Origin of the sequence: Fulvivirga marina, assembly GCF_016775155.1 — a bacterium.
GTDB lineage: Bacteria > Bacteroidota > Bacteroidia > Cytophagales > Cyclobacteriaceae > Fulvivirga > Fulvivirga marina.
This window is the reverse complement of sequence record NZ_JAEUGD010000067.1, coordinates 249,431-275,066: the sequence shown is the minus strand read 5'-3', so window position 1 is coordinate 275,066 and position 25,636 is coordinate 249,431. Positions and strand designations below refer to the sequence as shown.

The following is a 25,636-nucleotide window of genomic DNA, read 5'->3' as shown; positions in this document are numbered from 1 at the left end:
AATCAAATATCCCAATTTCAAGCCAAGATTAAGAATATGTTCTCCGAGGTAATTGACGGGATAATTTTGCTTTAAGCTTGGTATTGATTTATAATAACCTGTTGATACCTCCCGAGGGTGTAGATCTTATCTTCATAGGGTTGAGTTGGCCGGCAGGAATGCCGGCCACTATTTTAATCTCAAGATTCATAACTAAAATATCAGAGCCTTCTTGAACTGTCTTCTAAAAGAGGAATGTTCGGAAAATGATTAGGCTTATGGTGTTAGTTGGATAAGCCTGTGGCATCGAATGAGGGTTGAGAATGAGTGTATTATTGTTTCTAGTAAAATAATAAAACGGTAAATTGCAGGTCCGTCCCATTACTTTAAAGTCACAGGTGTGATGCATACTGTTATGAGGATTTTTAAGATATGGGTGAGGTTAATTGTTGTAATAGGCTTATACAGTCAGGTACAATCGCAGCCCTCTGAATTGGCAGATAAGGAGATTATCTTTGATCACCTGTCTAAGGATCTGGGCCTCTCTCAAAGATCAATCAACTGCATGCTGCAAGACCATGAGGGTTATCTTTGGCTGGGTACCTGGTCAGGGCTGGTCATGTATGACGGCTACTCCACTACTGTATTCCAGTCAGGTAACGCTTCGGAGTTTAAACTGAAGAGCAATAAGATAACAGCTCTTTATGAAACTCCAGATCATATGATTTGGATCGGTACCCTTATAGGTGGGCTTTATAGCTATGACAAAAAGACTGGGAAGTTTCACAACTATTCACATGACCCGGTCCGAAACAGTATAAGTGATAATAATATCTGGAGCATTACAGCAGATGCAAAGGGAATGATCTGGATTGGGACACAGAATGGACTTAATAGGTATGACAGATCAACAGATACCTTTCAGGTCTTTTACCATCAGCCAGATAAACCAAGTAGCCTGTGTTTTAACTTTGTAACCTCTCTGCATGCCAGCATCGATAACTCTCTTTGGGTAGGTACGGAAAGAGGAGTGAGCAGAATTGATCTGAATAATATAGGCGGTGGATTTGACCATTTTTATTTTTCTGATAGTTCCACGAATCAGGATCTTGATAACTATATCTATGGTATAACCGGTTTTATGCAGGATAAGCGGGAAATTATCTGTTGGTCTACGAAGAAAGGTTTGAAAATTTTTAAAGAGGGAAAAATAAATAACTATGTATATGAGGATCGTCCGTCCAGCTTTAGTTTTTTTCGATCTATTTATACATACAAAAAAAGTAGTAACTACATACTTTTAGGGTCAGAGATGGGACTTTCTATATTTGATCCTTCTGCAAATAAGTTTATCAGATTCTTTGGTGATTTTAATAAGCGAGATAACCTGAGCCACAATACGGTAACCTCTATGTTGATTGATAGAGGAGGTGTTTTATGGGTAGGCACAAAAAAAGGGATCAATAAGTTTGATACTTACAATAAGAATTTTGAACTCTACGATACCAGCATCTTTGATCGCACAAAAGGCATTATCACAGGTATTCAGGGAAGTACAAGGAGCAATGCACAATATTGGTTAAGTACAATGGGAGGAGGCTTATATGAGTTCTCCCCCGAAAGCAAATCTATTTCCGGACATGACCCTCAGGAGATGTTTCATCGTTATAGCCTCCGGGTAAATGAAGAAAATGACTTTACATATTTTATACAAACTATGTATGTGCAAGATAACGGTAATGTTTGGCTGGGAACAGCCGGAGATGGCGTATTCATCTTCAACGAAAGGGATTTAAAAAAGGGGCAAACCATTATTGATAATTACAGACACTATAACTTTAATGGTACCGGCACCAACAAAATATCTGATAACTATATCATGTCCCTCACCCCGGATAAAGATGGAGGCATGTGGGTAGGAACATGGAGTGGCGGTCTGAATAAAATAGATACCAATGGTGAAGCCATCATATATGATCAGCCGGAACTCAGAAAGGCTCCTTTGGTAGTAATGCACCAAACCCTTGATGGAGACTTGTGGATCGGAACCCGGGGAAAAGGACTTATTAAAATGAGTACTGACTCTGGTAATTCTTCATTAGAGGTGTACACACATAAGCAAAATCAACTTAGCAATGATTTTATCAATGTAATTCATGAAGATCAAAAGGGACATCTCTGGACAGGGACCGAGGGAGGATTAAACCGTTTTGACAGGAAAAAGAAGCAGTTTGTAAATTATAGTAAAAATGGCCTGAAGAATAACGTAGTGGTAGGTATCCTTGAAGATAAAGAAGGAAGACTATGGTTATCCCACTGGAATGGTATCACTGTAATCAACCCTGCGGCTGTTGATAATGTGATAGTTAACAGCTATGACCGACGGGACAGAATCCAGGGAGGGTTCTTCTACAATAATGTTTGTTATAAAGACTCTAAAGGACAGTTGATCTTTGGAGGGTCCAGTGGGTTCAATATCATACAGCCTGAAGCCATTAACCTTAATCCTTTTGCCCCTCCTGTGATCATTAGAGATTTTATGATCTTTAATAATATTGTTGAACCCAATAAGGAGTTTAACGGCCACGTGGTTTTGAATGAACCCATATCAGAGGCAGAGAAGGTTCACCTTCGCTTTAATGAAAATTCAATTTCATTTGAATTTGCTGCCCTGCATTTCTCAGCCCCTGAAAAGAATGAGTATGCCTACAGATTAATTGGTTTTGACAAAGAATGGAAATATACAGATGCCGACCGGCGATTTGCCAACTATACCAACCTAAAGCATGGCACATATTTCTTTGAAGTCAAAGCCAGTAATGGCGATGGCGTTTGGAGCGAAGTTCCGAGTCGTGTGGAACTGATCATTTCTCCGCCATGGTGGAAAACAAGTTGGGCTTTTACAGGCTATATCATTATATGCCTCCTAGCCTTACTTTTATTCAGGAGAATGATCATTATTAGAACCAATTATGAAAACAATATCAGGCTAGAGCGGATTGAGCGAGAAAACCTGGAAAAACTGAACAAAGCCAAACTTAAATTTTTTACAAACATTTCACATGAATTTCGTACTCCTCTGACTTTGATCCTCGGACCTTTGGAGAAAATCATCAATTCTGGGAAGGGAGGTAAATATATGAGAGATGAATTAACGGTTATCAATCAAAATGCAATGAGACTGTTAAGGCTAGCTAATCAACTTCTCGATTTTAGGAAAGCAGAGTCTGGGAAACTTAAGCTACAGGTAGCTGAAGGCGACATTGTAAAATTCATCAAAGGGATAAAGCTTATGTTTGATGAACATGCGAAACAACGAGGTGTGAATTTTGAGTTTCTTTCGTCGTCCAAGATTATTAATACCTATTACGATCGTAATCAGCTTGAAAAAATATTGTTCAACCTGCTCTCTAATGCTTTTAAGCATACTCCTAAAGGAGGGACAATACGTTTGCAGGTTATAGAGTATGAAAAGCAAATCACTATTATCGTTGAAGATACAGGCAAAGGAATAGAAGTAGAAAAGCTAAACAAGATATTTGACAGGTTTTATTCTGATAATGAAGCTGAAGGGGGAATTGGAATAGGGTTGGCCTTGGTACGTACCCTGGTGCATATGCATCGCGGTAAAATTGAGGTAGAAAGTGAAGTTGGTAAATTCACAAGATTTATAGTAAGGATCCCCTTGGGGTGTGATCATTTCGATCAGTCGGAAATTGTTAAAAACTTTGAGGACAGTGAGCAGTTAAGCCATTATAACCCCAAAGTAATTGAGTTGGAGCCCGATGACTGGGATCATGAGGAATTGCGAAAAGAACAATTTCAGGAGCCTGTTAATTTAAGCAAGAAAAAGTTGCTTTTGGTAGAAGATAACACTGAGGTAAGGTCCTTCATTAAGTCAATATTTAACGATAAATACATTGTATTAGAGGCTGCAAATGGAGAACAGGGTATTAAGCTGGCCGAAGAGGAGTATCCAGATGTGATAGTAAGTGATGTAATGATGCCGGGAATGGATGGCATTAGCCTTTGTGCAAAATTGAGGGAAAATGCTCGAACGTCGCATATACCAGTGATTTTATTAACTGCACGAACTTCGCTGGTGAACCGAATTGAGGGTTTGGAAAGTGGAGCCGATGATTATATTACCAAACCTTTTAATGCTCAGGTGTTGAAATTAAAAGTCAGAAACCTAATTGATTCGAGAGAGCAGCTAAAAAAAATGTTTAGCGATAACCGTGAGCTAAATGTTGAACCCAAAAAAGTAAAACTCTCTTCTTCTGATGAGAAATTCATTCAAATGGCTTTGGACAGTGTAGAGCAGAATATGGCTAACTTTGAATACTCTGCTGAAGACTTCGGCAGAGATATTGGGATGAGCCGTATGCAGGTATATAGAAAGCTTAAAGCGTTAACTGGGCAATCTGCTAATGAATTTATTCGCACCATAAGACTAAAAAGGGCAGCACAGTTACTGGAACAAAATGAACTTACCATTGCAGAAGTTACATATAATGTTGGTTTTCAGGATCTGCAGTATTTTAGAAATTGCTTTAAAAAATTGTTTGGAGTCAACCCTTCAGGGTATGGTAAGCAGGAAAATGATAGCAAGTAGGGAATAATCCTGATTTAATATTAAAAGAGGTCTAAGTCATATAAGAATGGCCCGTAGCTGTTTTACAGTGATAATTGAACGATACTCTATTGCATTGAACAAATAAAAAAGAGCTATCCCACAAGCATATGAAATTAGTCAGCTTTTGAGGTAGCTCTTTTAGTTCCGCTAAGTGTTTTAGTGAGAAGCTGCTACTTTAGCTGTTTCATTCCACACTCTGAAAACATTCTTATAACAGATCTTTTCAATATCTTCATCAGAGTAACCTCTTTTGAGCAATTCATAGATCAGGTTAGGGTATTGAGAAACATCTTTTAATCCTTCAGGAAGCGTATCACCAACACCGTCAAAATCAGATCCCAGGCCTACATGGTCAATTCCGGCGATCTTAACGACACGATCGATATGATCAGCAGCTTTCTGAATATTACTGTAGACTGGGTTTTCTTCAGAGTAGCTGGATATATAAGCCTGAGCAACAGAATCTTCTGCATGAAGACTGTTAGTCAATAGGTAATCCGCAATATGCTGCCTTACGTCCCTGGACCGTTGATCCAAGAAGGTAGAGCCAAAATTGATCTGAATAACACCATTCTTCTCACCTAAAAGCTTGATCATGTCATCAGACATGTTGCGCTCAAAACCTGGTGTGAAGTGCCTACATGACGAGTGCGAGGCAATAACAGGAGCCTTGCTTAGCTCCATTACCTGATAGAAAGTACTGTCAGAGATATGAGAAACATCGATCATGATACCGACCTGGTTCATTTCATTTACTACTTCACGACCAAAGGGGCTAAGGCCATTCCATGTACGTGTGGTGTCATATGAGGAGTCGCAGATGAGGTTGTCCTTAGAATGTGTAAGAGTGATATACCGGATGCCACGTTCATGGAAATAAGCTACATTGCTGAGATCACTGCCAATAGGAGCACCATTTTCCATGCCCATGGGTAATGAGATTTTACCCGATGCGAATTGCTCCTTTACCTGTTCGGGGGAAGTAGCAATTTCAAATTTATCAGGGTAAGCCAAGGTAATTCCCTTCACCATATTGATCAGACTGTCAGCGAGTTCCTTGGCTCCGCCAGTTTCCTGATACGATGCAGGAATATAAATAGACATAAAGGGAGCATCCAGACCTCCCTTCTTGGCCCTTTCATAATCAAAATCACCTTTTTCGGTTTTGATCAATATCTCCTTATCTGCTTCTACATTAAAATTGTCTTCTTTCAGTCTGTATGGCAGGTCTATATGACCATCTGTAATGATAAATTTATGTGCTAGTTCATAAGCTCTTTCCTGAAGGTCGGCGTCAGTTATTTGATTAGTTTCTTCAGCAGGTTTAGGCTGACACCCCATGAAGATGACTATCAGAAATAAAGCTGGTTTTATGGTTTTCATTAGCTGGTTATGTTTGTTTTGCGTTTTTTTGAATTTGAAAGTTATGTAAAATAATTTTAACCTGTTAAAAGTGGAGTTAGGTAACCTTTCTTTTTATACAATTGGCCAATTAGCCCTGAGAAATGGGCAAGACAAAGATGATGTATGGGTCGCTTATAAAGGTATCATTTATGATGTGACCAAATCCAAATTATGGCGTGATGGCAAGCACTATGAGCATTGGGCAGGGCAGGACCTGACCGATGAACTTGCCGATGCCCCACACAACGCTAATGTATTTGACAAGTTTAAGGCAGTGGGAAGGTTGAGTTAGTTTTTGACTTCTGGTAGCATGCATCTTCGTTTGTGGACGGCCAATGGTATTCGTCATTTAGCGTTAATTGCATCAGAGCAACCACCAACAGCCAGATCCAGTATCCTTACTTTCCTCCATTTGCTTTAAGATCCGATATACATTGAGCATCCAGTCCGGGTGGGGAGCTCATACCAAGTAGACCTGCAATGCCAGAACCTGTTTCAGCAGCCCAATACATCAGGCAGTCCTTCGCATTGCAGTGATGACCGTGGTCAACATCCTGGTGTTGTGATACCATAGAGGTCCCATTGTTGACCAGTCCTAGAATATGTCCAAACTCATGGTTCATGACCGTAGAGGTTAGCAGGTTAGTAGATGGCTGGCCCAGCCCGCCGGATAGATCTTCAATGGTTTTCTGGAAAAGCGCCATAGAGGTGTTTCGATAGGCGATTCCTAATACTTTTGCCTCGTTGGTGTCTTCACTGTAACCACTATCAGCAAAGAAAAAGTAAGCGGCTATGGTTTTACCATCGGTAAACTGAGTTCTGTTGTTATCCTCAATAGCCTGGATATCGCTGACCGAATATTGAGTTTGTCCGGGAGCATTAATCTCGTTGGTGATCACACTTATGCCCGCAGGCTTGTTGAGGTATTGCTCCAAAAATGTTTGAAGGTTGTTGATGGCAGCAGTAGGAGGTGCATAGCCCCTTGCATATTGTACCTCTATGATGAGGTTGTCATAAGTATCGGAAGATAGAAAACTATTGGCAGAAACCCCGACATTCTGATCGTTTGCTGGATTATTGTTTATCTCATTTTCATCATCGTCACTACACCCAATAATGAATATTGAAAAAAGGATTAAACTTAATGCTGTAAAGTACTTGAAAAGGTTAATCTTCATAACTTAGTTGTTAGTAAAACCTAAATTGTACGCAATTAATATTAACTGACAAAACATTTTTCGATATAATGATCTTGATAGCCGATAGTGGTGCGAGCAAAGCCGATTGGAGGTTGATTGATACGGATGGTAATATTCAGCAATTTCAAACATTGGGGATTAATCCATATCATCAAAAAACAGAGACTATAAGAAATGAAATCATGGAATCTTTAAAGCCTAAGATTTCTGTACCAGTACACCAGCTTTTTTTTTATGGAGCAGGCTGTTCTTCAGAGTCTAATATACAGGCACTTAAAAGTGTTTTTGAAGAGGCCTTTCCGAATGCTGTAGTTACTGTAGATCATGACCTGATAGGGGCGGCAAGATCTTTATGTGGCTATAATCCGGGTATAGCCTGTATCCTTGGTACAGGTGCAAACTCTTGTTATTATGATGGAGACAATATTGTTTCTAATGTACCCTCGCTTGGATTTATTATGGGTGATGAGGGAAGTGGAGCATGGCTTGGTAAAAAACTGCTGGGTTCGTTTATCAGGGGAGAGTTGGGAGAAGAACTGGAGGGCAAACTAGTCAAACGCTTTGATCTGGATAGGAATGGTATACTTGAAAATGTTTATCAAAAGCCCTTTGCAGCAAGGTATATGGCCGGTTTTTCAAAGTTCATCTTTCAGAACATCAAGCATCCGGTACTTTACCGACTTGTATATCAGGGGTTTGAACTGTTTTTCGAAAAGAACGTAGAAAAGTATGACCAGTTCAGGCAATTGCCCGTACATTTTACAGGATCAGTAGCCTTTTATTACAGCAACATATTGCGGCAGGTGGCCAACGACAGGGGCATAGCAGTCAGGAACATAGTAGAGAGTCCTATAGCAGGACTGACTTTATATCATCAAAATAGTGTAATGCGATGAATACAACCGAATCACCTTCAAATTTTGATAACCTTGAGGAAATGTCTATTCGAGACATTCTTATAAATATTAATAACGAAGATAATACTGTGCCCAAAGCCGTAATGCGTTCTATGCCTCAAATTGAAGCTCTGGTGCCGGAAATAGTGAAGCAGCTTAAAAAGGGAGGGCGCCTTTTTTACATCGGGGCGGGAACCAGTGGCCGTCTTGGGGTGGTTGATGCTTCCGAGATACCCCCGACTTTTGGTATGCCACATGGTGTGGTGGTGGGTATTATAGCCGGAGGTGATCAGGCTATTCGCAAGGCAGTGGAGTTTGCTGAGGATGATACTGAGCAGGCATGGAAAGATATGCAGGAGCATCAGATCAATCATAAAGACGTAGTGATCGGTATTGCTGCTTCTGGCCGTACACCTTATGTTATTGGTGGAGTGAAAGCGGCAATGGAGCATGGGTTGGTTACAGGTTGTATCACATGCAACAGAGATTCTGAACTGGGTAGGTCTGTAACTTTCCCCATAGAAGTAGTAGTAGGACCGGAATTTGTTACAGGAAGTACGCGCATGAAAGCGGGTACAGCTCAGAAACTCGTGCTCAACATGATATCCACCGCTGTGATGATACAAATGGGCCGTGTGAAAGGAAACAAAATGGTGGATATGCAGTTAAGTAATAATAAATTGGTAGACAGGGGCACGCGCATGTTGATGGAAGAATTATCAATAGGCCGTGAGGAGGCAGAAGAGCTTTTGAAAGAACATGGATCAGTGAGGAAAGTGATAGATTTTATTAGGAAGAATGCACGAAATTGAACCATATTATAGGTGGCTTCATTTATATAATCCGGCAGAAGATGAGCGCTCTCCCTTTCACGGGAAAGAGTATAATTATGACCTTTATTCTGAGAATATTTATGGTTATTACATAGATCCTGCCTGGGATTTTATGGGGTCGGAGACGCTTTATTTGAAAATATTGTATGCGAGCTATGACGAAGGCTATGCCATCATAGAGTTTATCGGGGAGTGGAATGATACCATAAATAATGACATTATGCACCTCAAGCGCAATGTAATAGAGGCCCTGCTACATGAAGGAGTTAACAAGTTTATACTAATAGGAGAGAATATATTTAACTTTCATGGTTCTGATGACTGTTATTATGAAGAGTGGTTTGAAGAAGTGGAAGAAGGGTGGATTGCCGCTGTTAATTTTCCCGAGTTTGTGCAAGATGAACTAAAGAATTTCAATGTAGATTCTTTTGTGAATATGGGAGGAAGTTTGCAAATTGATAAATGGCGTACGTTGAGTCCCCAAAGATTTTTTCTTTTAGTGGATCAGCTTATACAAAGAAGAATATCCTTATACTAAAAATTAAAGATGAAATTATTCAGAAATTTTTACTCTTACTCTACATACTTTGCATACGTTTTATTAGTTCTTCTCCTTTCAAGTTGTGGTGGCGATGACGATGGAGATATAGTACCGGAGGTTGTACAGCTTGAAAGCAGTGACGTCTTGTTTTCAAGGTCAAAATCAGAAATGGTCACCCTAGCCAATTTTGCTGGTTATCCGGAACTAGCGGCTTATCTAAACTACGATATTAAAATTTACACGATTACCTATAAAACTGATTACCTCGGCCAGGAGATTATAGCTTCTGGTTTAGTGGCTTTTCCCGAAACTGGAGAAGAGATGCCTATGATGAGTTTTCAGCATGGTACCATGGTCAAGCATAGTGATGCACCTACTGTAGATACGCAGACCTATGGCTTTTTAGCCAGTGTAGCTAGTGCAGGGTATATTTTCCTGATTCCTGATTTTATTGGGTTTGGTAGTTCCAGTAATATACTACATCCTTACTACCGCGCCGATATTACAGCAAGCTCGGTAATGGATATGATGATTGCCGCAAAAGAGCTTGCTAGCCTGGAAGGATATAACTTTAATGGAAAAACCTTCCTGTCAGGCTACTCGGAAGGAGGGTTTGCCACCATGGCAACCCATAAAGCTATCGAAGAAAATGGATTAGAAGGCTTTGATCTTGTGGCTTCCGCACCAGCTGCGGGTGGTTACGACATAAAAGGTATGCAGGAGTATTTCTTCTCTCTGGAGACATATCACCAGCCTTATTACATGGCTTATGTAGCCCTGTCTTTTAAAAATACTTACGGATGGAATCAGCCATTGTCTGACTTCTTTCAGGAACCATATGCTACTGAGATACCCGGGTATTTTGATGGTAGCATGTCAGGCAGTTCCATCAACAATAAGTTGGATACGGTAGTTGCAGACTTTATAGCCCCTGATTTTTTAAATCTGGTGGATACCGATCCTAAGTACGATGATATGAGGAATGCCTTAGAAGAGAATAGCCTTGATAGCTGGGTCCCTCTAAACAAGATGTTCATGTATCATGGTACTGCAGATATAACTGTGCCTTATCAGAACTCTATTGACACCTATGCTAATTTAATAGCAGCCGGAGCCTCATCAGAAACCATTGCATTTATTGCTATTGAAGGTGCAGATCATGGTTCAGGATTTTTCCCTTATGTGGAAGATGTACTGGGAAGGTTTGAGCCTTTGAAATAGCATTTGAAAATAAGGAGTTGTATTTAACATTACAGTTAAACTTTGGGTGGATATTTTACTACTATCTTTAGTTCCTAAGCACTTTCCCGTACAGGTTCTACCTCAGCTGCTTTTGAGATGAGGTATTTTCTTTTTGTTTTCATTTCGCAGCATACATACCGGGTTCTGCGTAAGGTTTCTTTTCTGAATATTCGTTTTCTGAACCTGAAAAGCTGCCCGGTTGAGATTTCACTAAGGCTTACACCAGATCTGTTTTCGTCATGCTCCTGTAGAGCCCTCATTAGTTGGTGATCGTTACAAGAGGAGGCTTTCGGGTTTTTAAGATATTGAGCAAGTTTTCGCAAGACGTTGTCAGGAAAGATATGATTGCTCATTACTGGTAGCATCAGTTTTTTGAAATTGTTTTTCCACTCTTGGCCATGTGGCTTTACGGTTCTTTTATATTCATTGAAGGTAATCAGATGAGCGACCTCGTGGATGTACGTGATGAGGAAGGAATAAGGGTTTAGATCATTGTTTACAGTAATGGTATGTAGTTTAAGCTTGGGGTCATACCTGTAATCACCAAGTTTGGAAGCACGTTTATTCTTGATTTTAAAAGTAAATCCATATTCTACCCAAAGAGAATAGCAATAATCTATGGAGTGCTCCGGTAAAAATTTTTGAACTGCAGACTTAAAACGTGCTTCACTCATATGCTGAAAAATTCCTCAAAAATAACTGTTTTTTAGAAATAGACCAGGCTGAATATTTTAGGCGTAACTTATTTTATTTTGGCATGGCACATGATGATCGATCCCACAAAATAGTACACTGAGAAAGCCCAAGTAATGCTAATGAAACATACACGTCCTACATTGGAAACATAGAGCACCCCCTACAGATGAGATAAAGAATATCTTGCAGTGTGTATTTGACTTAGTATAGAGTCGTTCTCTGGGTGAACTGAAACTTTGCATTCAGGCCTTACATCAAACCTAAAACAACCATCTAAGTGATTACATAACTGCCGGGTGTCTTAGAGCAGTTTGTTCGATTATACCTGCAAACGATTTCTGCAATAATTTTTATTGTTCAACTTAAACTCTATAAACTATGATTAGAACCTTTTCCTATGATTTATTAGTATTTCTCCTTCGGGCAAGAAGTACTACCGCCGCTTTATTAAAAGCGCATTTTAATAGTGTGCGAAGCTTAATGCTTCTCGTCATTGGATTATTAATGTCTACAACAGTTTTCTCACAGTTGCCAACAGCCTCTCAGGTTGCTGCTAATATGAAAGTTGGCTGGAACCTTGGCAATACCCTGGAGGCAATAGGTGGAGAAACCAACTGGGGTAACCCTCAGGCAAACCAACAACTTATGAATGGTGTGAAAGCTGCCGGTTTCAATACAGTCCGCCTTCCTATTTCATGGGACCAGTATGCAGATCCGAATACGCATCAAATTGATGCTGCCTGGATGTCCAGAGTAAAACAAGTGGTTGATTACTGTATTAATAGTAATCTGTATGTGATAATTAACATTCACTGGGATAATGGGTGGTTGGAAAACAATGTGACTACGGCACAGCAGCAGGTTGTAAATGAGAAGCAACAGGCTTACTGGACACAGATTGCCAATAACTTTAAGAACTATGATGAGCATTTACTTTTTGCCAGTGCGAATGAGCCTGATGCAGAGAATGCTACTGAAATGTCAGTCTTGTTATCATACCATCAGACATTTGTTAATGCTGTACGTGCAACAGGTGGGAATAACAGTTCACGGACATTGATTGTCCAGGGGCCAAGAACAGATATTGGAATGACCAATGACCTGATGAATACTTTGCCAGCCGATCAGATTTCAAACCGCATGATGGTTGAAGTGCATTATTATGACCCATATCAATTTTGTCTGATGAGCGAGGATGCAAGTTGGGGCAATATGTTTTACTATTGGGGTAATGGATATCATTCTACAGTAAATACTTCGCGTAATGCTGATTGGGGTGAAGAGAGTCATGTGGATGAGCGTTTTGCGTTGATGAAAAGCAAGTTTATAGACAATGGTATTCCTGTTATTATTGGTGAGTTTTCGGCAACGAGGCGTTCGGGCATTCCTGAAGAGTCACTTCATTTAGCATCTAGAAGGTATTATCATAAGTATGTTGTGCAGTCTGCAGTCAGTCATGGAATAATTCCGGTTTACTGGGATCATGGAGGGATTGAATCAGCACTATTTGATCGCAGTACCGGAAATGTGGTTGATCAGGGTAATGTTGATGCCATTATGGAAGGTGTTGGAGCAAGCTGTACTCCATCCGAGATTACACCCTATGTTCAGGTCAACGGGGGGTCATGGATTCAAACATCCAGTGGAACCCTGGATGCTGGAGGTAGCATAAAGTTTGGACCGTGGCCTACTCAGGGAGGATCGTGGAGCTGGAGTGGTCCCAATTCATTTAGTGCCAACACGAGAGAGGTTACAATTTCCAATATCCAGCCCAGCCAGGCAGGTGATTATGTGGCTACCTATACCAATGCGCAAGGCTGTAATAGTACACATACATTTAAGGTGACTGTTAATGGAGGTACTGGCGGAGGCTCCGGTACGATTTTAAGGGAATATTGGACCGGAGTAAGTGGGACTGCAATCAGTAACCTGACTTCAAGTAGCAATTACCCTAATAACCCTTCAGGAAGTGAGCAACTGTCGTCGCTGGAAGGACCAACCAATTGGGGTAGTAACTATGGAACCAGGATACGTGGGTATATTCATCCTGCAACTTCAGGAAGTTATACATTTTGGATAGCAGGGGACGATAATACGGAGCTATACCTCGGTACAGATGATAATCCTGGTAATAAATCGAGGATTGCTTATGTGAGTGGCTGGACTAACCCAAGGCAATGGACCAAATACAACACCCAGCAATCAGCAAGTATTACACTGAATGCAGGGCAGAAATATTACGTGGAAGTATTGCACAAAGAAGGGAGTGGCGGAGACAATGTGGCTGTAGCATGGCAGGGACCGGGTATTAGTCAGCAGGTTATTGCAGGAAGCTATTTGTCGCCCTATAATGCAGCTGGCATTGTGATACGTGCCAGGGGAACTAAAGGAGATGAAACTATAGATTTACAAGTAGGAGGCCAAACAGTAGCTACCTGGACTTTGACCACATCCTATGCTAATTACACCGCTTCCGGTGAGGGGGCCGTATCGGTGCATTTCACCAATGACAATGGAGGAAGAGATGTACAGATAGACTATGTTACTATAGGCGGAACAACCTACCAGTCGGAGAACCAGTCTACTAATACAGGGGTTTGGCAAAATAGCAGCTGTGGAGGATCTAACAGCGAGTGGCTGCATTGTGCTGGCTACATAAGCTATGCTACTTCCGGAGGATTATCGGCCAGGGTGGTTCAGCCGGAATCAGGTAAATTGACGGAGGCAGATGTAGCAGCAAGTGGTATTGTTATTTACCCTAATCCGTCACTGGAAGGAAACTTCTCGATAACCATACCCAAAACTATGGAAAACGCCACCATCGGCGTTTTTGATAACAAGGGACGGTTGGTACACAAAAAAGTAGTAACTGCAAGTGGAACATTAAACCTTAAGACACAGCTAAGGGAAGGGGTTTATCTGGTAACGGTTACGTCAGAAAAAGTTAATTACACTAAAAAGTTAGTAGTAAGATAAAAAATGTTGGTATGGTATGACAGCGCTTTTAAGAACTGCCATACCATACTTTTTATTTTATGCGATATGACAATACTCCTTGAGGAGTTAATCTATCGTTGTTTTTGTAAATTTTAAAAACAATGACAGTAACAGTTAGAATAAAATTAAGAGCAGCGATCACGATTTTAGTATTGTGTCTCTTTTACCAAAGCCATGGGCAGATCACATTGCCTAAAGTATTTGGAGAAGGCATGGTTTTACAAAGAGATATGAAAATCCCTGTTTGGGGAAACTCAGCGTCGGGAGCGCTCATTACGGCTGAGTTAGGGGGAGTTCAGATAACAACACAAGCTGATGAGCAGGGAAAATGGAGGGTTGATTTTCCGGAGTTTAAAGCAGGAGGACCTTATACACTCAAGTTGTACGAAAAGGGTAAGCCGAATCAAAGTATCGAGTTAACTAATATCCTGATCGGAGATGTTTGGTTGGCCTCAGGGCAATCCAATATGGAATGGCAGGTGCAACAGGCAATGGATGCAAGCAATGAAATTGCCAAGGCTGATTATCCTGATATCCGCTTTCTTATTGTAGAGCACGATATGAAACTAGCTCCATTGGAAGATATTTCTTCAGGCTACTGGAAGATTTGCGATACAGCCAGTGTGAGACGGCTGTCAGCTGTTGCATATTATTTTGCGCGCAAAATACATCGGGAGCAAAATGTTCCCATAGGTATCATTCAGAGTGCATGGGGAGGTACACCTGTAGAGTCATGGACAAGCAGGGCAATGCTGCTCTCTTCTCCCATCACAAGACAGAGAGTGCAAGCCAACGATACACTTACCTATAACCATTTGGTTACAGACAGCCTGCATGCCGTCCGTTTTTGGGAGATTGTGTTTAACCCGCAAAATAATACGGATAAGACTGTTCCTCTATCGGAATACGATGACTCAACCTGGAAGGAAATTGAAATGCCCGGGGTGTTCAGAGATTTTGGGATGGGCTCATACGAAGGAATGGTTTGGCTGCGTAAAAAAGTAATGCTGCCGAAGGCCTTTTCCGGTAAAGATCTGACGATCAATTTGGGGCGTCCGGAGATGAATTATTCACTTTATTTCAATGGTACGGAAATTTGTAAGAATATCTGGAATGCCAACCCTACCCACGATTATACCATTCCGGCTGACCTGGTTGAAAGTGGAGAAAATACCATTTCGATCAGAATGGCATTGTTGTGGGGAGGAGGTGGGCTAAACCCTCCGGCAGAAAAAATATATATTACTGACAGCTCTTCTATAATCTCTTTAGCAGGCACATGGCTGTATAAGGAAGGGCTTGAACCGGCAATTCCTGAAATACAAAATTATCACTATTACCCTGAACTACTGTTCAATGCAATGATCAACCCGCTTATTCCTTATGGTATTAAAGGATTTCTTTGGTATCAGGGAGAAGCAAATGTTGAGCAGGCATATAATTACCGGAAACTGTTTCCGATGCTGATAAATGACTGGAGAAAGCAATGGGAGCAAGGCGATACCCCTTTCTTATATGTGCAATTAGCCAATTTCCATAATGCGAAGCCTCTTCCTATGGAGAGTGATTGGGCAGAGCTTAGAGAAGCTCAGACATTGACATTATTGCAGCCTAATGCGGGCATGGCCTGTATCATTGACATTGGAGAGGCTAATGATATTCACCCAAAAAACAAGCAGGAAGTGGGACGGCGTTTGGCTTTAATCGCCAACAAGCTTGTTTATAAGCAGAATGTTATAGCTTCAGGGCCGCAATACAAAAGTTTTAAAATAGAGGAAGACAGAGTGCGTATCAGTTTTACAAGTATTGGTTCAGGGCTTTCAACCAAAGGTGGAAAAGAGATTAGTGGTTTTGCTATAGCCGGAGAAGATAAACAATTTTATTGGGCTAAGGCTGAGATTGACGGGGGCGAAGTAGTAGTTTATTCTGACAAAGTGAAGTCACCCAAGTCAGTGCGCTATGCGTGGGCCGATAACCCTGAATGCAACCTGATAAACTCTGAGGGACTGCCCGCAGTACCTTTTAGAACGGATGACTGGAAGGGCATCACCCAAAAGTAGAGATCATACTTTGACAGTTCTTACCTGCATTCGATGCCATGTAAAAGTCTATATAAACAGAAAGGGCTTTGGAAAACCAAAGCCCTTTCTTATGAGTTTCAAAGAAAATTACTCAGCGTTCTCAACTGAATCAACTTCTTCTACAGTCTCTTCTACTTCTTCTACAGCACCTTCTTCTACTTCTTCAGCAGCTTCTTCTACAACTTCTACTTCTTCTTCAGTAGTTTCTTCTACAACTTCTTCAGTCGTAGTAGTTTCTTCTGCTGATTCCTCTGTTGAAGCATTGTTACCACAAGCAACAAATGCGAAAGTGAATCCTAGAGCTAAAAATAATGTCAATAGTTTTTTCATTTTTTCACAGGTTTTGATTTGAAGGGGTAAATATAGATACAAAAACATGTAAAGGTCAAATCCATGTCATTTTTTTCTGAAAAATAGACGAATTGGTACGCCTTCGAGGTTAAAATGTTTTCTTATTTTATTTTCTAAAAATCGCTCGTATGGAGCCTTAATATACTGAGGCAAATTGCAGAAAAATGCAAAAGCGGGAGTTTGAGCTGATAACTGAGTGATGTACTTTATTTTGATATATTTACCTTTTATTGCCGGTGGAGGGTTGTGTTCTATCTCGGGCAGTATGGCATCGTTAAGCTTTGAAGTAGAGATCTTTGAGGTTCTGTTGTCATAGATCTCGATGGCTTTTTCAATGGCCTGGAATATCCTCTGTTTCTTGACTACAGAGGTGAAAATGATCGGAATATAATCCAGCTGTCCCAGTTTTTGTAAAATAGCTTTTCGGTATTTTTCAGCCGTATTGTTTTCTTTTTCAATCAGGTCCCACTTGTTGACCATGATCATAATGCCTTTTCTGTATTTTAATGCCAGGTTGATGATACTCATATCCTGGGCCTCAAGGCCCCTTTCAGCGTCTACTATAAAAATGCAGACATCGCTATCCTGAAGGGCCTGGATTGACCTGAGAACAGAATAGAATTCGATATCCTCCTTGACTTTGGATTTTTTTCTGATACCTGCTGTATCTGTAAGAATAAAGTCCTTGCCGTAAAGTTTATAATGCGTATTTATAGAGTCACGTGTTGTGCCAGCTTCATCAGTTACAATAGTACGCTCCTTACCTAGCAATGCATTGAGGAAAGATGATTTACCAACATTAGGGCGGCCAAGGATAGCTATACGGGGAATACCTTCTTCAGGGTTCTCTTCACCCTCATCAAAGTTTTTAACAACTTGGTCAAGCAGCTCACCTGTACCAGAACCACTGGCTGAAGATATGGGATAGATCTCACCCATGCCCAACGCATAAAATTCGCTAGCCATATGGATGCGCTCTGTAGTGTCAGCTTTATTTGCTACCAGGTAAACGGGTTTGTTGGATGTTCTCAGTACCTTGGCAAAGTCCTTATCCAAATCTGTAAGGCCAGCAAAGCTATCTACCATAAATAGTATTACAGTGGCCTCTTCGAGAGCCAGTTCTACCTGGTGCCGGATCTCTGATTCAAATTTATCTTCCGAGCCGGTTACATAACCACCGGTATCAATTACCGTAAAGTGCTTTCCCGTCCACTCTGCATAGCCATAATGACGGTCTCTCGTCACCCCGCTTTCATCATCCATGATTGCTTTACGCTTTTCTATCAAGCGGTTAAAAAGTGTCGATTTGCCTACATTGGGGCGTCCTACAATAGCTACTATATTTGCCATATCCTTTTATATTGGGAGTAATTAACAGGCTTTTACAAAAATGTAACTGCGAAACTAACAACTCCAAACCCTATTCTCTAATTAATTGTGTACTTGTTTTTGTCTCTTTACTGTTTTGCCTACTGTTCCAACCGTTTTGCTTTAGCTTCCTTGACCAATATCAGGTCGGTATTTTCGGTAGTAACATGTGAAAACTTCCCGTTACCCGCTTCTGCCATCTTAGCCATTTTTTTAGGCATTACATTTTTGTTTCCGTAGTAAAATACAGACATAATTATATCATTTTCAGCTTTTTCACTGATTAACTCATAAAGTGATTCAGGAATATTAAACTGACCGTCTGTAGCCAGGATAATCCTATTGTTGCCGCCTTCTATGTGAAATTTGTCTGCTATTTTATAAGCCAGCTCAACACCATTTTTGATGTTTGTGGTTCCCTCTGAGCTTAGTTTGTCCAGCTCTTTAATTACTTTTTTATTCTGACACGAAACTCCCTTCAACACTGCTCTTGCATTTTCCGAATAGATCACGATTGACATCTTATCTTCCTCACGCATGATGGATAATAGCCTTTTTAGAGATTTTTTGAGCAGTGGTAGCTTGTTCTGGTTTCTCATAGATGATGAAACGTCCAGCAGCAAAACCAGGTGGTTTAAAGCATAACCTTCCATAGAAACATATAGCTCATCGACTTGCTCAACCTCTGGTTGCTCGCCTTGATTATCCATACCCGCAGGGGGAATAAAGGTGTAGAAAGTCATTTTTTTCTGATGCTTGAGCAATGATACCGGCTCAAAATCTATATGCGGATTGAAAAACTCCGATTTGGGCCTTTCTGCATCGGGTATTTCCACAAGATGGTCAAAATAGAGCTGAATTAAATGGTTGTACTTGTATACAAACTCTTTGTAAGTGTAGGAGGGAGAAGTGCCCCTTTTGCCATCGCTATAAGGGTTGGCGCCAAAACCTGTTCGTGCCAGTTCGCCTATTTCTTTAGCCCCATCAATTATTTCATTATAATATTTTTCAATTTTGCTGGGGTATGTTCCGTATTTACTGGCATTGATACCATCCAGGTTGGCGTGTTTGTTTAAAAAGGCTTCCCTGGCCTTTTCGTTGAGTCTGTCCGTGGTGGGGAGTACTCCTGAACTGTCTCTGATGTAACTGTACATGGCGGTAATGATTGCTCTGCTTTCGTCCATCAGGGCAGTCATATCCGTGCCGGTTGTCATCCATGGAGCAGACATATCTTTGGGGTAGCTTTCATAGATGCTTTTGATATTGTTGTAGAGCGCATCGGTTTGATGGTTGAACTGGTCTATTAGATGGCTGACTCTTCTCAGGCGGCTGTAGATAAATTCATATATATGCTGAGTGTTACTTTTTTCGTAAGTCATCAGCTCCAGTTGTTTCAGTGATTGCTGTAGTTCATCAAAAATCTGCCAGATCTGTGTTACCTGTTTGTTTAACGTGGTGCGGTAGGTTTTGGGAATATACTTGCTGTTGAAGAGTGCACTTTTATAGTACGACAAGGGAATGTCAGGGTAAGTATAGTGAAATTGGAAAGGGTTTCGCTGAGCATGAAAGGCATTGTTGACCGAATGGTTATAGTTAATCATAACATGAGGGATGCTGTTACACACTCTCACAGCATGGTTAACAAATTCGATGTAGCTGTTAAGTGCATATGCTGTTTCCTGAGAGATGCCACTTCTCTCGGGCGATGGTGTAATCGGGTTTAAAGTAAGGGTGTCATACCTTACTGGTTCCAATTCGATTTTAACAGGTTCTTCAGGAAGTACAAAGGAGGGACAATAGCCAGTAAGCGCAATCCCCCGGAAGTTATCATTGTATGTGCAAAACCTATTGAAGAAAGGCAGGGCACCATTGTTAAGATCATTGAGAAAAGCCTTATACCCGGAGTTAGCATGCTCATCGGTAAGTTGGTTTTTGTAGATATTTCTATCAAGCCAGTATCGTTTGTTTCCTTGCGCTCCATAGAATGCGTGATATACAAATTTTTTATAGAATAAACTCACTTTCGGGATGGCAGTCCAGCGAAATGTAGAGTCAATCAGGTTGAGGTTTCGGATCACTGCAGCGTTAGGGATGCCATTAATGGGTATTTTAGGCCTGAGGTTATAGGCCCACAGGTCCATCATGTCTGCTTCAAGTTTCATGATATCCCTCATGCGTTGCTCAGCCACATGGTGGATGTTGCCCGGGTTGTAAGGCTGGTATTTTCTATAAGTATTATCAATAGCAGCATCCAGCTTACGCTTGGCTGTTCTGAAGTTTTCATACTCCTTTTGGATTTCCTGCAGTTTGTTTTCAGCCCACGCCATGTCCACATCATTGGCATAATCCTGGAGGTTGACATAAGTTTCCAGCTCGCGACACTTTTCTACAATGGTGCCATATACCTTAAGCATGGCATTGTAGGGGTGGTTCAATATAGCCCTTTCGGTAGCCGTTAGTTGAGTGGCTTTTTCCTTTTGTTTTTGTAGGAGAAAGTCATCTACAAAATCAATGCAGGCTGATTTATAACTTCTGAAATTATATTCGTGCTGACGTTCTTTATAAAGAGTAACAGCATGCTGGAAACCTTTCAGGCAGCTTATACCTTGAGTGAGATTCTCGATGCTTTTATTGGTAACCTGAGTATAGGCATCGAGGGCTTCGGCTGTTCGGTGTGATATAGACTGGGCTTGCAGTTGTACCCAGATTAAGGACAATAAAATAGATAGAAGGAAGTAAAATACTTTCATCATTGAGGGGCAAGTTTGTTTATGATTTCCAATTACTTTTTATATCCAAACCTTTTTAGGCTCAACTCCTGTTTTCTCCAGTTTTCGGCAACCTTTACAAATGTCTCCAGGTGGATTTGCTTGTTGAAGAATTTTTCCAGATCGGCCCGGGACTGGATCCCAACTTTCTTTAAGGCCTCACCGCCTTTGCCGATAATAATACCCTTCTGGCTTTTTCGCTCCACATATATTTCAGCCCTTATCCGTATGATGTTTTCGTCTTCCTTAAACTCGGTTACCACAACCTCTGTGCTATAGGGTACTTCCTTTTTGTAATTTATAAATATCTTCTCACGGATTATTTCTTCTACAAAGAATTTTTCCGGTTTATCGGTGAGTTCATCTTTTGGGAAATAGGCGGGGTGCTCAGGTAGCAGTTCTACAATGGCATCAAAAAGCTCTTTGATTCCCAGTCCTTCAAGAGCTGAAACCATCAGGTATTTGTCGGCTTTAACCAGCTCCTTCCAGTAGGCAAGCTTGTCTTCGCCTTGTGTGCCCTTAGCCTGGTCAATTTTATTGAGAATGAAAATGACGGGGGCATCGATCCTTTTCAGATGGGCGGCCAGTGCCTCGTCAAATTTTTCATAGATGTCGGTCATGAACAAAACTACATCGGCATCTTCGAGCGAAGAGCTGACGAATTTCATCATGGAACTGTGTAGTTCGTATTCCGGTTTTATAATTCCAGGGGTGTCGGAATAAATAATTTGAAAATTTTCTCCACTTAAAATACCCATTATTCTGTGGCGTGTAGTTTGGGCTTTGGAAGTGATGATGGAGAGCCTTTCCCCCACTAATTGGTTCATAAGGGTAGATTTCCCTACGTTGGGTTTACCAATAATACTTACGAATCCGGCCTTGTGAGGAGTGGTTGACATGAGGGTTTAAAATTTATTTTTGCAAAGGTACTTGATTTTTAAATATCTTCCACCTACTTTTGTATTCCAATTGAGCGAGAGGGATATAAAAAAGCATTAAACGAGTGCTTTTACCTTCACAAAAAGAGCGATAAAAATACTAAAAATATATCGCGGGATGGAGCAGTTGGTAGCTCGTCGGGCTCATAACCCGAAGGTCGCAGGTTCGAGTCCTGCTCCCGCTACTACGACAAAAGGAAGCTGATTTTCGGCTTCCTTTTTGTTTTTTAGGGGTTTTATGTTGGAGTTCGAGAAATTTCGTTCCAGTAAAAGTCGGAAACACCTAAGCCTTTTTTATATTTTTACTACATCAAATATTTGATTTTTCATTAGAACTGACTCTTTGTACATAAATCGGTTTAATTTCTTTTGAAGACACAAATTCTTCTCGGCAATTCTAATCTGATCTAATCTAGAAATCACGACAAACCAGCCTTCCCCAACTTCTCCATCTTTTCGAGGTGTCATATTAATATTTCCATTTGCCCAATAAATGGATTCCGCAATTAATTCACCTTGCGTGTTTTGCCATGCAAACAACTTGTTAGGCATGGGGCTCCAACCTAAATATCTTGCCAAAACCGGGTTGATTGCTATCCAATTTGATTTTAGATTAAATTGATCGAATTTATGATCCCTGATTACAATAATATTATATCCACCACCTCCTAAATCATGATAGTTAACCTAGCTCTTCGACATTTGTAATGTCGAAGCCTTATCGTAGCGTTTGCAACGCGACACACATACATAATAAAAAAATGATTAGTAGGGTTTTCAACGTGGCACGCTAAATTAGCAGTATGGGATATGCATATGTAGTTCGAGATCAGGGGGCTGTACATTATGTGACATTTACAGTGCATCAGTGGGTAGATGTATTTACACGTCTTGAGTATGTAGATATTTTGTTGGCCAGTTTAAAGCATTGTCAAAATGTAAAAGGCCTTGAAATATATGCGTGGGTTGTGATGAGTAACCACTGCCATTTAATAATACGAGCCAAAAACGAAAATCTTAGCGATGTAATCAGGGATTTGAAAAAGTATACATCAAAAGCAATATATAATGCAATTGAAGCTAACAACAAAGAGAGTAGAAGAGAATGGCTGTTGCATGTTTTAAAGTACAATAATAGAATTTGGTTCTGGGAAGAAGGCTATCACGGAGAAGAGATAATGAGCATTGAATTTTACGATATCAAAGTCAATTATATCCATATGAATCCTGTAAAGGCAGGTGTTGTGGAAAAAGAAGAAGATTATTTGTTGAGTAGTGCCGGAGATTTTTATGGAGTTCGTAAAGGAAGGCTGGAGTTGAATGTTTTTGGTTGAGGGGTGTCGGATTACAAATCCTACGATATAGCTTCGGGATTACAAATCCCGAATAGCTGGTTACAAATCCCGAATAGCTGGATTCAAGCTTTTTTGTTTTATGCCCATAACAAAAGTTGTGTCAACCCGGACTTGATCCAGAGTCCCTCTCTTAGCTAAGAATGTGCCTTGAGAGACCCGTCACGAAGACTTTCGGGAGGACCACAGGGTTGTCTATTATTTACATCACAATACACCCTCTGTCTTTCAGACATCTCCCTCAAGGGAGAATTTCTAACCTTACCTCGGTCACTGAGCTTGTCGAAGTGCAATATACCCAAGGTTGGGTATTGACAAAGTCATTACTCATTGGCTAGCTTTAAATTTCGCTCACCAACGTAAAAACGACTTCTGGAAAGTTGCATGTGTATTTGGGAAAGTTTTGAAGGTAGTTGTTGAGCATAGAGTATGTTAAAGTGTTTGTTATATCCGATTTTAATCGTTTGTAAGCGATTGTGTTTGGGTAAGTCTGTCATTCAAATGAATTACGGATACATAGTTATATATTAAATAACAAGCATACTGTCATCAAGATGTTAGTGTCAATTGTGTTAACTATAAAGTAAGGAATATAAATTTATCAGCATCATTTAATTGAGAATAAGATTTTTGCCATGAAAACCAATAATTCAGATTACATCGATTTTTCACAAATGGTTTTGTCCAATTTAGACATGGCCTGCATCATTCCACAACAACAGTTGAATGCGGCTTTGGCAGAAGTGCTAGTAGCAGATGCCCCCGAAATTTCATTGTACTATATCAACAATGGGGGGAACTGGGAGCCTACCAACGATCCATCAAAAGCACAGCTTACTTTTCAGGGCACATGGATGCCAGTTTATGATGTTGTTTCAGGTGACTTACGCGTTGAGATGATCGATCTATCCACTGATTCAGCCAAGGGGAATAATACAGTCATCTTAACACTCACTTTTGCTGCGGGAGCAATTTTAAACGATAAACTTATTAATGCGAATTATACCCAAAAAGACCCTACTTCGGACAGTACAACTGTAGATGAAATTTGGAAAATCCCTATGACCGTTTCTCTCACTTTACAAAATTTAGAAAACAGTAAGATCCCAGCGAATGTACAGGAAAAGCTAAATATTCTCAACAAAGACTATGGCGACATTTTCTCCGTACAACAAATAGTAGCCGATATGTCAACCTTGACGCCATATGCACAATTAAACCCCGATATTCCTACAGGAATCGATCAAACCTCCTGGCAATTCTTAATGACCTGTCTCGGAGACTACTTAAAGAGTCAAGAAGAAAAAGGAAATGTGCCCTTGGCAAGCTTAATAACTCAAACCACTTCCAAGCCAGCTTCATCCCCTCCGGCAATTACCCCAACTGCGGCAGGAATCGCAGTATTGGCAAATACACAACAAAAAGAACTAAGTGCATTAGCCATTGCTATGATGACTGAAAACAGGACTCTTCCAGGAGATGCTCTAACGCTAGTCAATTGCTTTGACAACTATGCATTTACCGATGCTAATGCTACAGGACTCTTTCTTGTGCGGCAAGAGCCTTTAGGAACAACAATAGGAGAAGTTTTTGCAGGCACAGATGCTTTGGCGGATTTAAGTTTTTATTACGATATAGTTGGGCCGGGAGGAGCAGGTGAGTACCCGGATTTTAATAAGACCAGCGATAATTCCATCCCTGCAATGTCTACAGTGACCGCGAACTCTGATAATAATAACCAAATTGCCTCCTTCAGCTACACTAAGGATACAGAGAATGATGGAAAAGGGGGAGGAACTCTGTCAGCATGGTCCTGGAGCGGAAATGCAAGTGTCAATAATTCATTTGCAGTTAAAGTGACAGTTGCTAGCAATGCTGAGACGATTTGTCAATTAGTACTAAATGGCACTATGATTATTTCTTGCGGAGCATTTTATAACACTGCTTTATTAGGAAACGGCACTGCTAAGCTATCACCGACCACATTTCCCTGGAGTGCTTCCTTCAACTTAAAACTTGATAGTAATCAAGGAACGATCGATTTGGAAGTAGCTGACTCTGATTTTGATGAATCTCCGACAACAGATGGACCGAGTGGCTTGGTGGAGTTCTTAGCTGCATTGGCCGGGGTAACTTTCGAAGATGATTTTGATGGCATAAGAACCGATATATCCAAAGATGTTTCGTCAACACTCAAAACGGATATTTCATCAAACCTTAGCAGCATAAACAACTTTGTCCTCCCAGGGAACAACGTTTTTAGTTACTCAAGCCTATTCATCAATCCTGGTGCAAACCTAGTTGTTTCTATTATGTACCGAGATCAAGGAAATTAATTCCCACGCTTTCTTTAAA

General features: G+C 40.6%; 18 protein-coding genes and 1 tRNA gene. 11 read left to right on the top strand and 8 right to left on the bottom strand.

The genetic code is table 11. The features are described from left to right. Window positions 1-382 precede the first annotated feature (382 nt). Window positions 383-4,594 (top strand): two-component regulator propeller domain-containing protein, encoded by a 4,212-nt coding sequence (locus JMN32_RS25355; protein ID WP_202859213.1) that lies wholly within the window; start codon window positions 383-385, stop codon window positions 4,592-4,594. A gap of 177 nt (window positions 4,595-4,771) precedes the next feature. Here the strand turns inward: JMN32_RS25355 and JMN32_RS25350 are convergent, their stop codons facing one another. Next, window positions 4,772-5,998, bottom strand: a complete 1,227-nt coding sequence (locus JMN32_RS25350) for a dipeptidase (protein WP_202859212.1) — start codon at window positions 5,996-5,998, stop codon at window positions 4,772-4,774. Between the two features lie 70 nt (window positions 5,999-6,068). Here JMN32_RS25350 and JMN32_RS25345 point away from each other — a divergent pair, with 70 nt between their 5' ends. After that, on the top strand, window positions 6,069-6,311 hold the full coding sequence (locus JMN32_RS25345; RefSeq protein WP_202859211.1) for a cytochrome b5 domain-containing protein: 243 nt from the start codon (window positions 6,069-6,071) through the stop codon (window positions 6,309-6,311). 106 nt (window positions 6,312-6,417) lie between these two features. Here JMN32_RS25345 and JMN32_RS25340 read toward each other — a convergent pair whose 3' ends face one another. Further along, window positions 6,418-7,197: a peptidase gene (locus tag JMN32_RS25340; protein ID WP_202859210.1), complete on the bottom strand. Its 780-nt coding sequence runs from the start codon at window positions 7,195-7,197 to the stop codon at window positions 6,418-6,420. A 68-nt stretch (window positions 7,198-7,265) separates the two neighbouring features. Here JMN32_RS25340 and JMN32_RS25335 point away from each other — a divergent pair, with 68 nt between their 5' ends. The 4 genes from JMN32_RS25335 to JMN32_RS25320 are packed head-to-tail and all read left to right on the top strand — an operon-like array spanning window position 7,266 to window position 10,709. Continuing rightward, window positions 7,266-8,114, top strand: coding sequence for an N-acetylglucosamine kinase (locus JMN32_RS25335; RefSeq protein ID WP_202859209.1), 849 nt, complete (start codon window positions 7,266-7,268; stop codon window positions 8,112-8,114). Continuing rightward, window positions 8,111-8,926 (top strand): N-acetylmuramic acid 6-phosphate etherase, encoded by an 816-nt coding sequence (gene murQ, locus JMN32_RS25330; RefSeq protein ID WP_202859208.1) that lies wholly within the window; start codon window positions 8,111-8,113, stop codon window positions 8,924-8,926. Before JMN32_RS25335 ends, murQ begins: the two co-directional genes overlap by 4 nt. Further along, window positions 8,913-9,485, top strand: coding sequence for a hypothetical protein (locus JMN32_RS25325; protein ID WP_202859207.1), 573 nt, complete (start codon window positions 8,913-8,915; stop codon window positions 9,483-9,485). The genes murQ and JMN32_RS25325 overlap by 14 nt, the downstream gene beginning before the upstream one ends. 9 nt (window positions 9,486-9,494) lie before the next feature. Further along, window positions 9,495-10,709 (top strand): alpha/beta hydrolase family protein, encoded by a 1,215-nt coding sequence (locus tag JMN32_RS25320; RefSeq protein WP_202859206.1) that lies wholly within the window; start codon window positions 9,495-9,497, stop codon window positions 10,707-10,709. A gap of 74 nt (window positions 10,710-10,783) precedes the next feature. Here the strand turns inward: JMN32_RS25320 and JMN32_RS25315 are convergent, their stop codons facing one another. After that, window positions 10,784-11,404: a SprT-like domain-containing protein gene (locus tag JMN32_RS25315; protein ID WP_202859205.1), complete on the bottom strand. Its 621-nt coding sequence runs from the start codon at window positions 11,402-11,404 to the stop codon at window positions 10,784-10,786. 400 nt (window positions 11,405-11,804) lie between these two features. On the opposite strand from JMN32_RS25315, the gene JMN32_RS25310 reads away from it, so the two are divergent. Both JMN32_RS25310 and JMN32_RS25305 read left to right on the top strand, forming a co-directional pair. Further along, entirely contained in the window at window positions 11,805-14,402 is a 2,598-nt protein-coding gene (locus tag JMN32_RS25310; RefSeq protein ID WP_202859204.1) for a cellulase family glycosylhydrolase, read from the top strand. 122 nt (window positions 14,403-14,524) lie between these two features. Further along, a complete protein-coding gene (locus JMN32_RS25305; protein ID WP_202859203.1) occupies window positions 14,525-16,483 on the top strand; it encodes a sialate O-acetylesterase in 1,959 nt (652 codons plus the stop codon). 108 nt (window positions 16,484-16,591) lie between these two features. Here the strand turns inward: JMN32_RS25305 and JMN32_RS25300 are convergent, their stop codons facing one another. The 4 genes from JMN32_RS25300 to era all read right to left on the bottom strand — a co-directional run bounded on the left by JMN32_RS25300 (window position 16,592) and on the right by era (window position 21,890). Next, window positions 16,592-16,834: a hypothetical protein gene (locus JMN32_RS25300; protein ID WP_202859202.1), complete on the bottom strand. Its 243-nt coding sequence runs from the start codon at window positions 16,832-16,834 to the stop codon at window positions 16,592-16,594. 66 nt (window positions 16,835-16,900) lie between these two features. Continuing rightward, window positions 16,901-18,205 carry a ribosome biogenesis GTPase Der gene (gene der / locus JMN32_RS25295; RefSeq protein WP_202859201.1) on the bottom strand — a complete coding sequence of 435 codons (1,305 nt, stop codon included), beginning with the start codon at window positions 18,203-18,205 and terminating at the stop codon, window positions 16,901-16,903. Window positions 18,206-18,324: 119 nt separating this feature from the next. Beyond that, window positions 18,325-20,976: a vWA domain-containing protein gene (locus tag JMN32_RS25290; RefSeq protein ID WP_202859200.1), complete on the bottom strand. Its 2,652-nt coding sequence runs from the start codon at window positions 20,974-20,976 to the stop codon at window positions 18,325-18,327. A gap of 29 nt (window positions 20,977-21,005) precedes the next feature. After that, window positions 21,006-21,890, bottom strand: a complete 885-nt coding sequence (gene era / locus JMN32_RS25285; protein ID WP_202859199.1) for a GTPase Era — start codon at window positions 21,888-21,890, stop codon at window positions 21,006-21,008. A gap of 151 nt (window positions 21,891-22,041) precedes the next feature. On the opposite strand from era, the gene JMN32_RS25280 reads away from it, so the two are divergent. Next, window positions 22,042-22,114: transfer RNA gene (locus tag JMN32_RS25280), tRNA-Met, on the top strand. A 109-nt stretch (window positions 22,115-22,223) separates the two neighbouring features. On the opposite strand, the gene JMN32_RS25275 is transcribed toward JMN32_RS25280, so the two are convergent. Beyond that, window positions 22,224-22,508: a hypothetical protein gene (locus JMN32_RS25275; protein WP_202859198.1), complete on the bottom strand. Its 285-nt coding sequence runs from the start codon at window positions 22,506-22,508 to the stop codon at window positions 22,224-22,226. Window positions 22,509-22,732: 224 nt separating this feature from the next. On the opposite strand from JMN32_RS25275, the gene JMN32_RS25270 reads away from it, so the two are divergent. Together JMN32_RS25270 and JMN32_RS25265 are read left to right on the top strand one after the other, a co-directional pair. Further along, window positions 22,733-23,263 (top strand): REP-associated tyrosine transposase, encoded by a 531-nt coding sequence (locus JMN32_RS25270; protein WP_202859197.1) that lies wholly within the window; start codon window positions 22,733-22,735, stop codon window positions 23,261-23,263. A 713-nt stretch (window positions 23,264-23,976) separates the two neighbouring features. After that, on the top strand, window positions 23,977-25,617 hold the full coding sequence (locus JMN32_RS25265) for a hypothetical protein (protein ID WP_202859196.1): 1,641 nt from the start codon (window positions 23,977-23,979) through the stop codon (window positions 25,615-25,617). The last annotated feature ends 19 nt before the right edge of the window (window positions 25,618-25,636 follow it).

Bases quoted from the DNA above. Each gene is read 5' to 3' on its own strand.
- JMN32_RS25300 (WP_202859202.1), bottom strand. From the start codon at position 16,834: ATGAAAAAACTATTGACATTATTTTTAGCTCTAGGATTCACTTTCGCA.
- JMN32_RS25310 (WP_202859204.1), top strand. From the start codon at position 11,805: ATGATTAGAACCTTTTCCTATGATTTATTAGTATTTCTCCTTCGGGCA.
- JMN32_RS25325 (WP_202859207.1), top strand. From the start codon at position 8,913: ATGCACGAAATTGAACCATATTATAGGTGGCTTCATTTATATAATCCG.
- JMN32_RS25270 (WP_202859197.1), top strand. From the start codon at position 22,733: ATGGGATATGCATATGTAGTTCGAGATCAGGGGGCTGTACATTATGTG.
- der (WP_202859201.1), bottom strand. From the start codon at position 18,205: ATGGCAAATATAGTAGCTATTGTAGGACGCCCCAATGTAGGCAAATCG.
- era (WP_202859199.1), bottom strand. From the start codon at position 21,890: ATGTCAACCACTCCTCACAAGGCCGGATTCGTAAGTATTATTGGTAAA.
- JMN32_RS25355 (WP_202859213.1), top strand. From the start codon at position 383: ATGCATACTGTTATGAGGATTTTTAAGATATGGGTGAGGTTAATTGTT.
- JMN32_RS25350 (WP_202859212.1), bottom strand. From the start codon at position 5,998: ATGAAAACCATAAAACCAGCTTTATTTCTGATAGTCATCTTCATGGGG.
- murQ (WP_202859208.1), top strand. From the start codon at position 8,111: ATGAATACAACCGAATCACCTTCAAATTTTGATAACCTTGAGGAAATG.
- JMN32_RS25305 (WP_202859203.1), top strand. From the start codon at position 14,525: ATGACAGTAACAGTTAGAATAAAATTAAGAGCAGCGATCACGATTTTA.
- JMN32_RS25265 (WP_202859196.1), top strand. From the start codon at position 23,977: ATGGCCTGCATCATTCCACAACAACAGTTGAATGCGGCTTTGGCAGAA.
- JMN32_RS25320 (WP_202859206.1), top strand. From the start codon at position 9,495: ATGAAATTATTCAGAAATTTTTACTCTTACTCTACATACTTTGCATAC.
- JMN32_RS25335 (WP_202859209.1), top strand. From the start codon at position 7,266: ATGATCTTGATAGCCGATAGTGGTGCGAGCAAAGCCGATTGGAGGTTG.
- JMN32_RS25290 (WP_202859200.1), bottom strand. From the start codon at position 20,976: ATGATGAAAGTATTTTACTTCCTTCTATCTATTTTATTGTCCTTAATC.
- JMN32_RS25340 (WP_202859210.1), bottom strand. From the start codon at position 7,197: ATGAAGATTAACCTTTTCAAGTACTTTACAGCATTAAGTTTAATCCTT.
- JMN32_RS25315 (WP_202859205.1), bottom strand. From the start codon at position 11,404: ATGAGTGAAGCACGTTTTAAGTCTGCAGTTCAAAAATTTTTACCGGAG.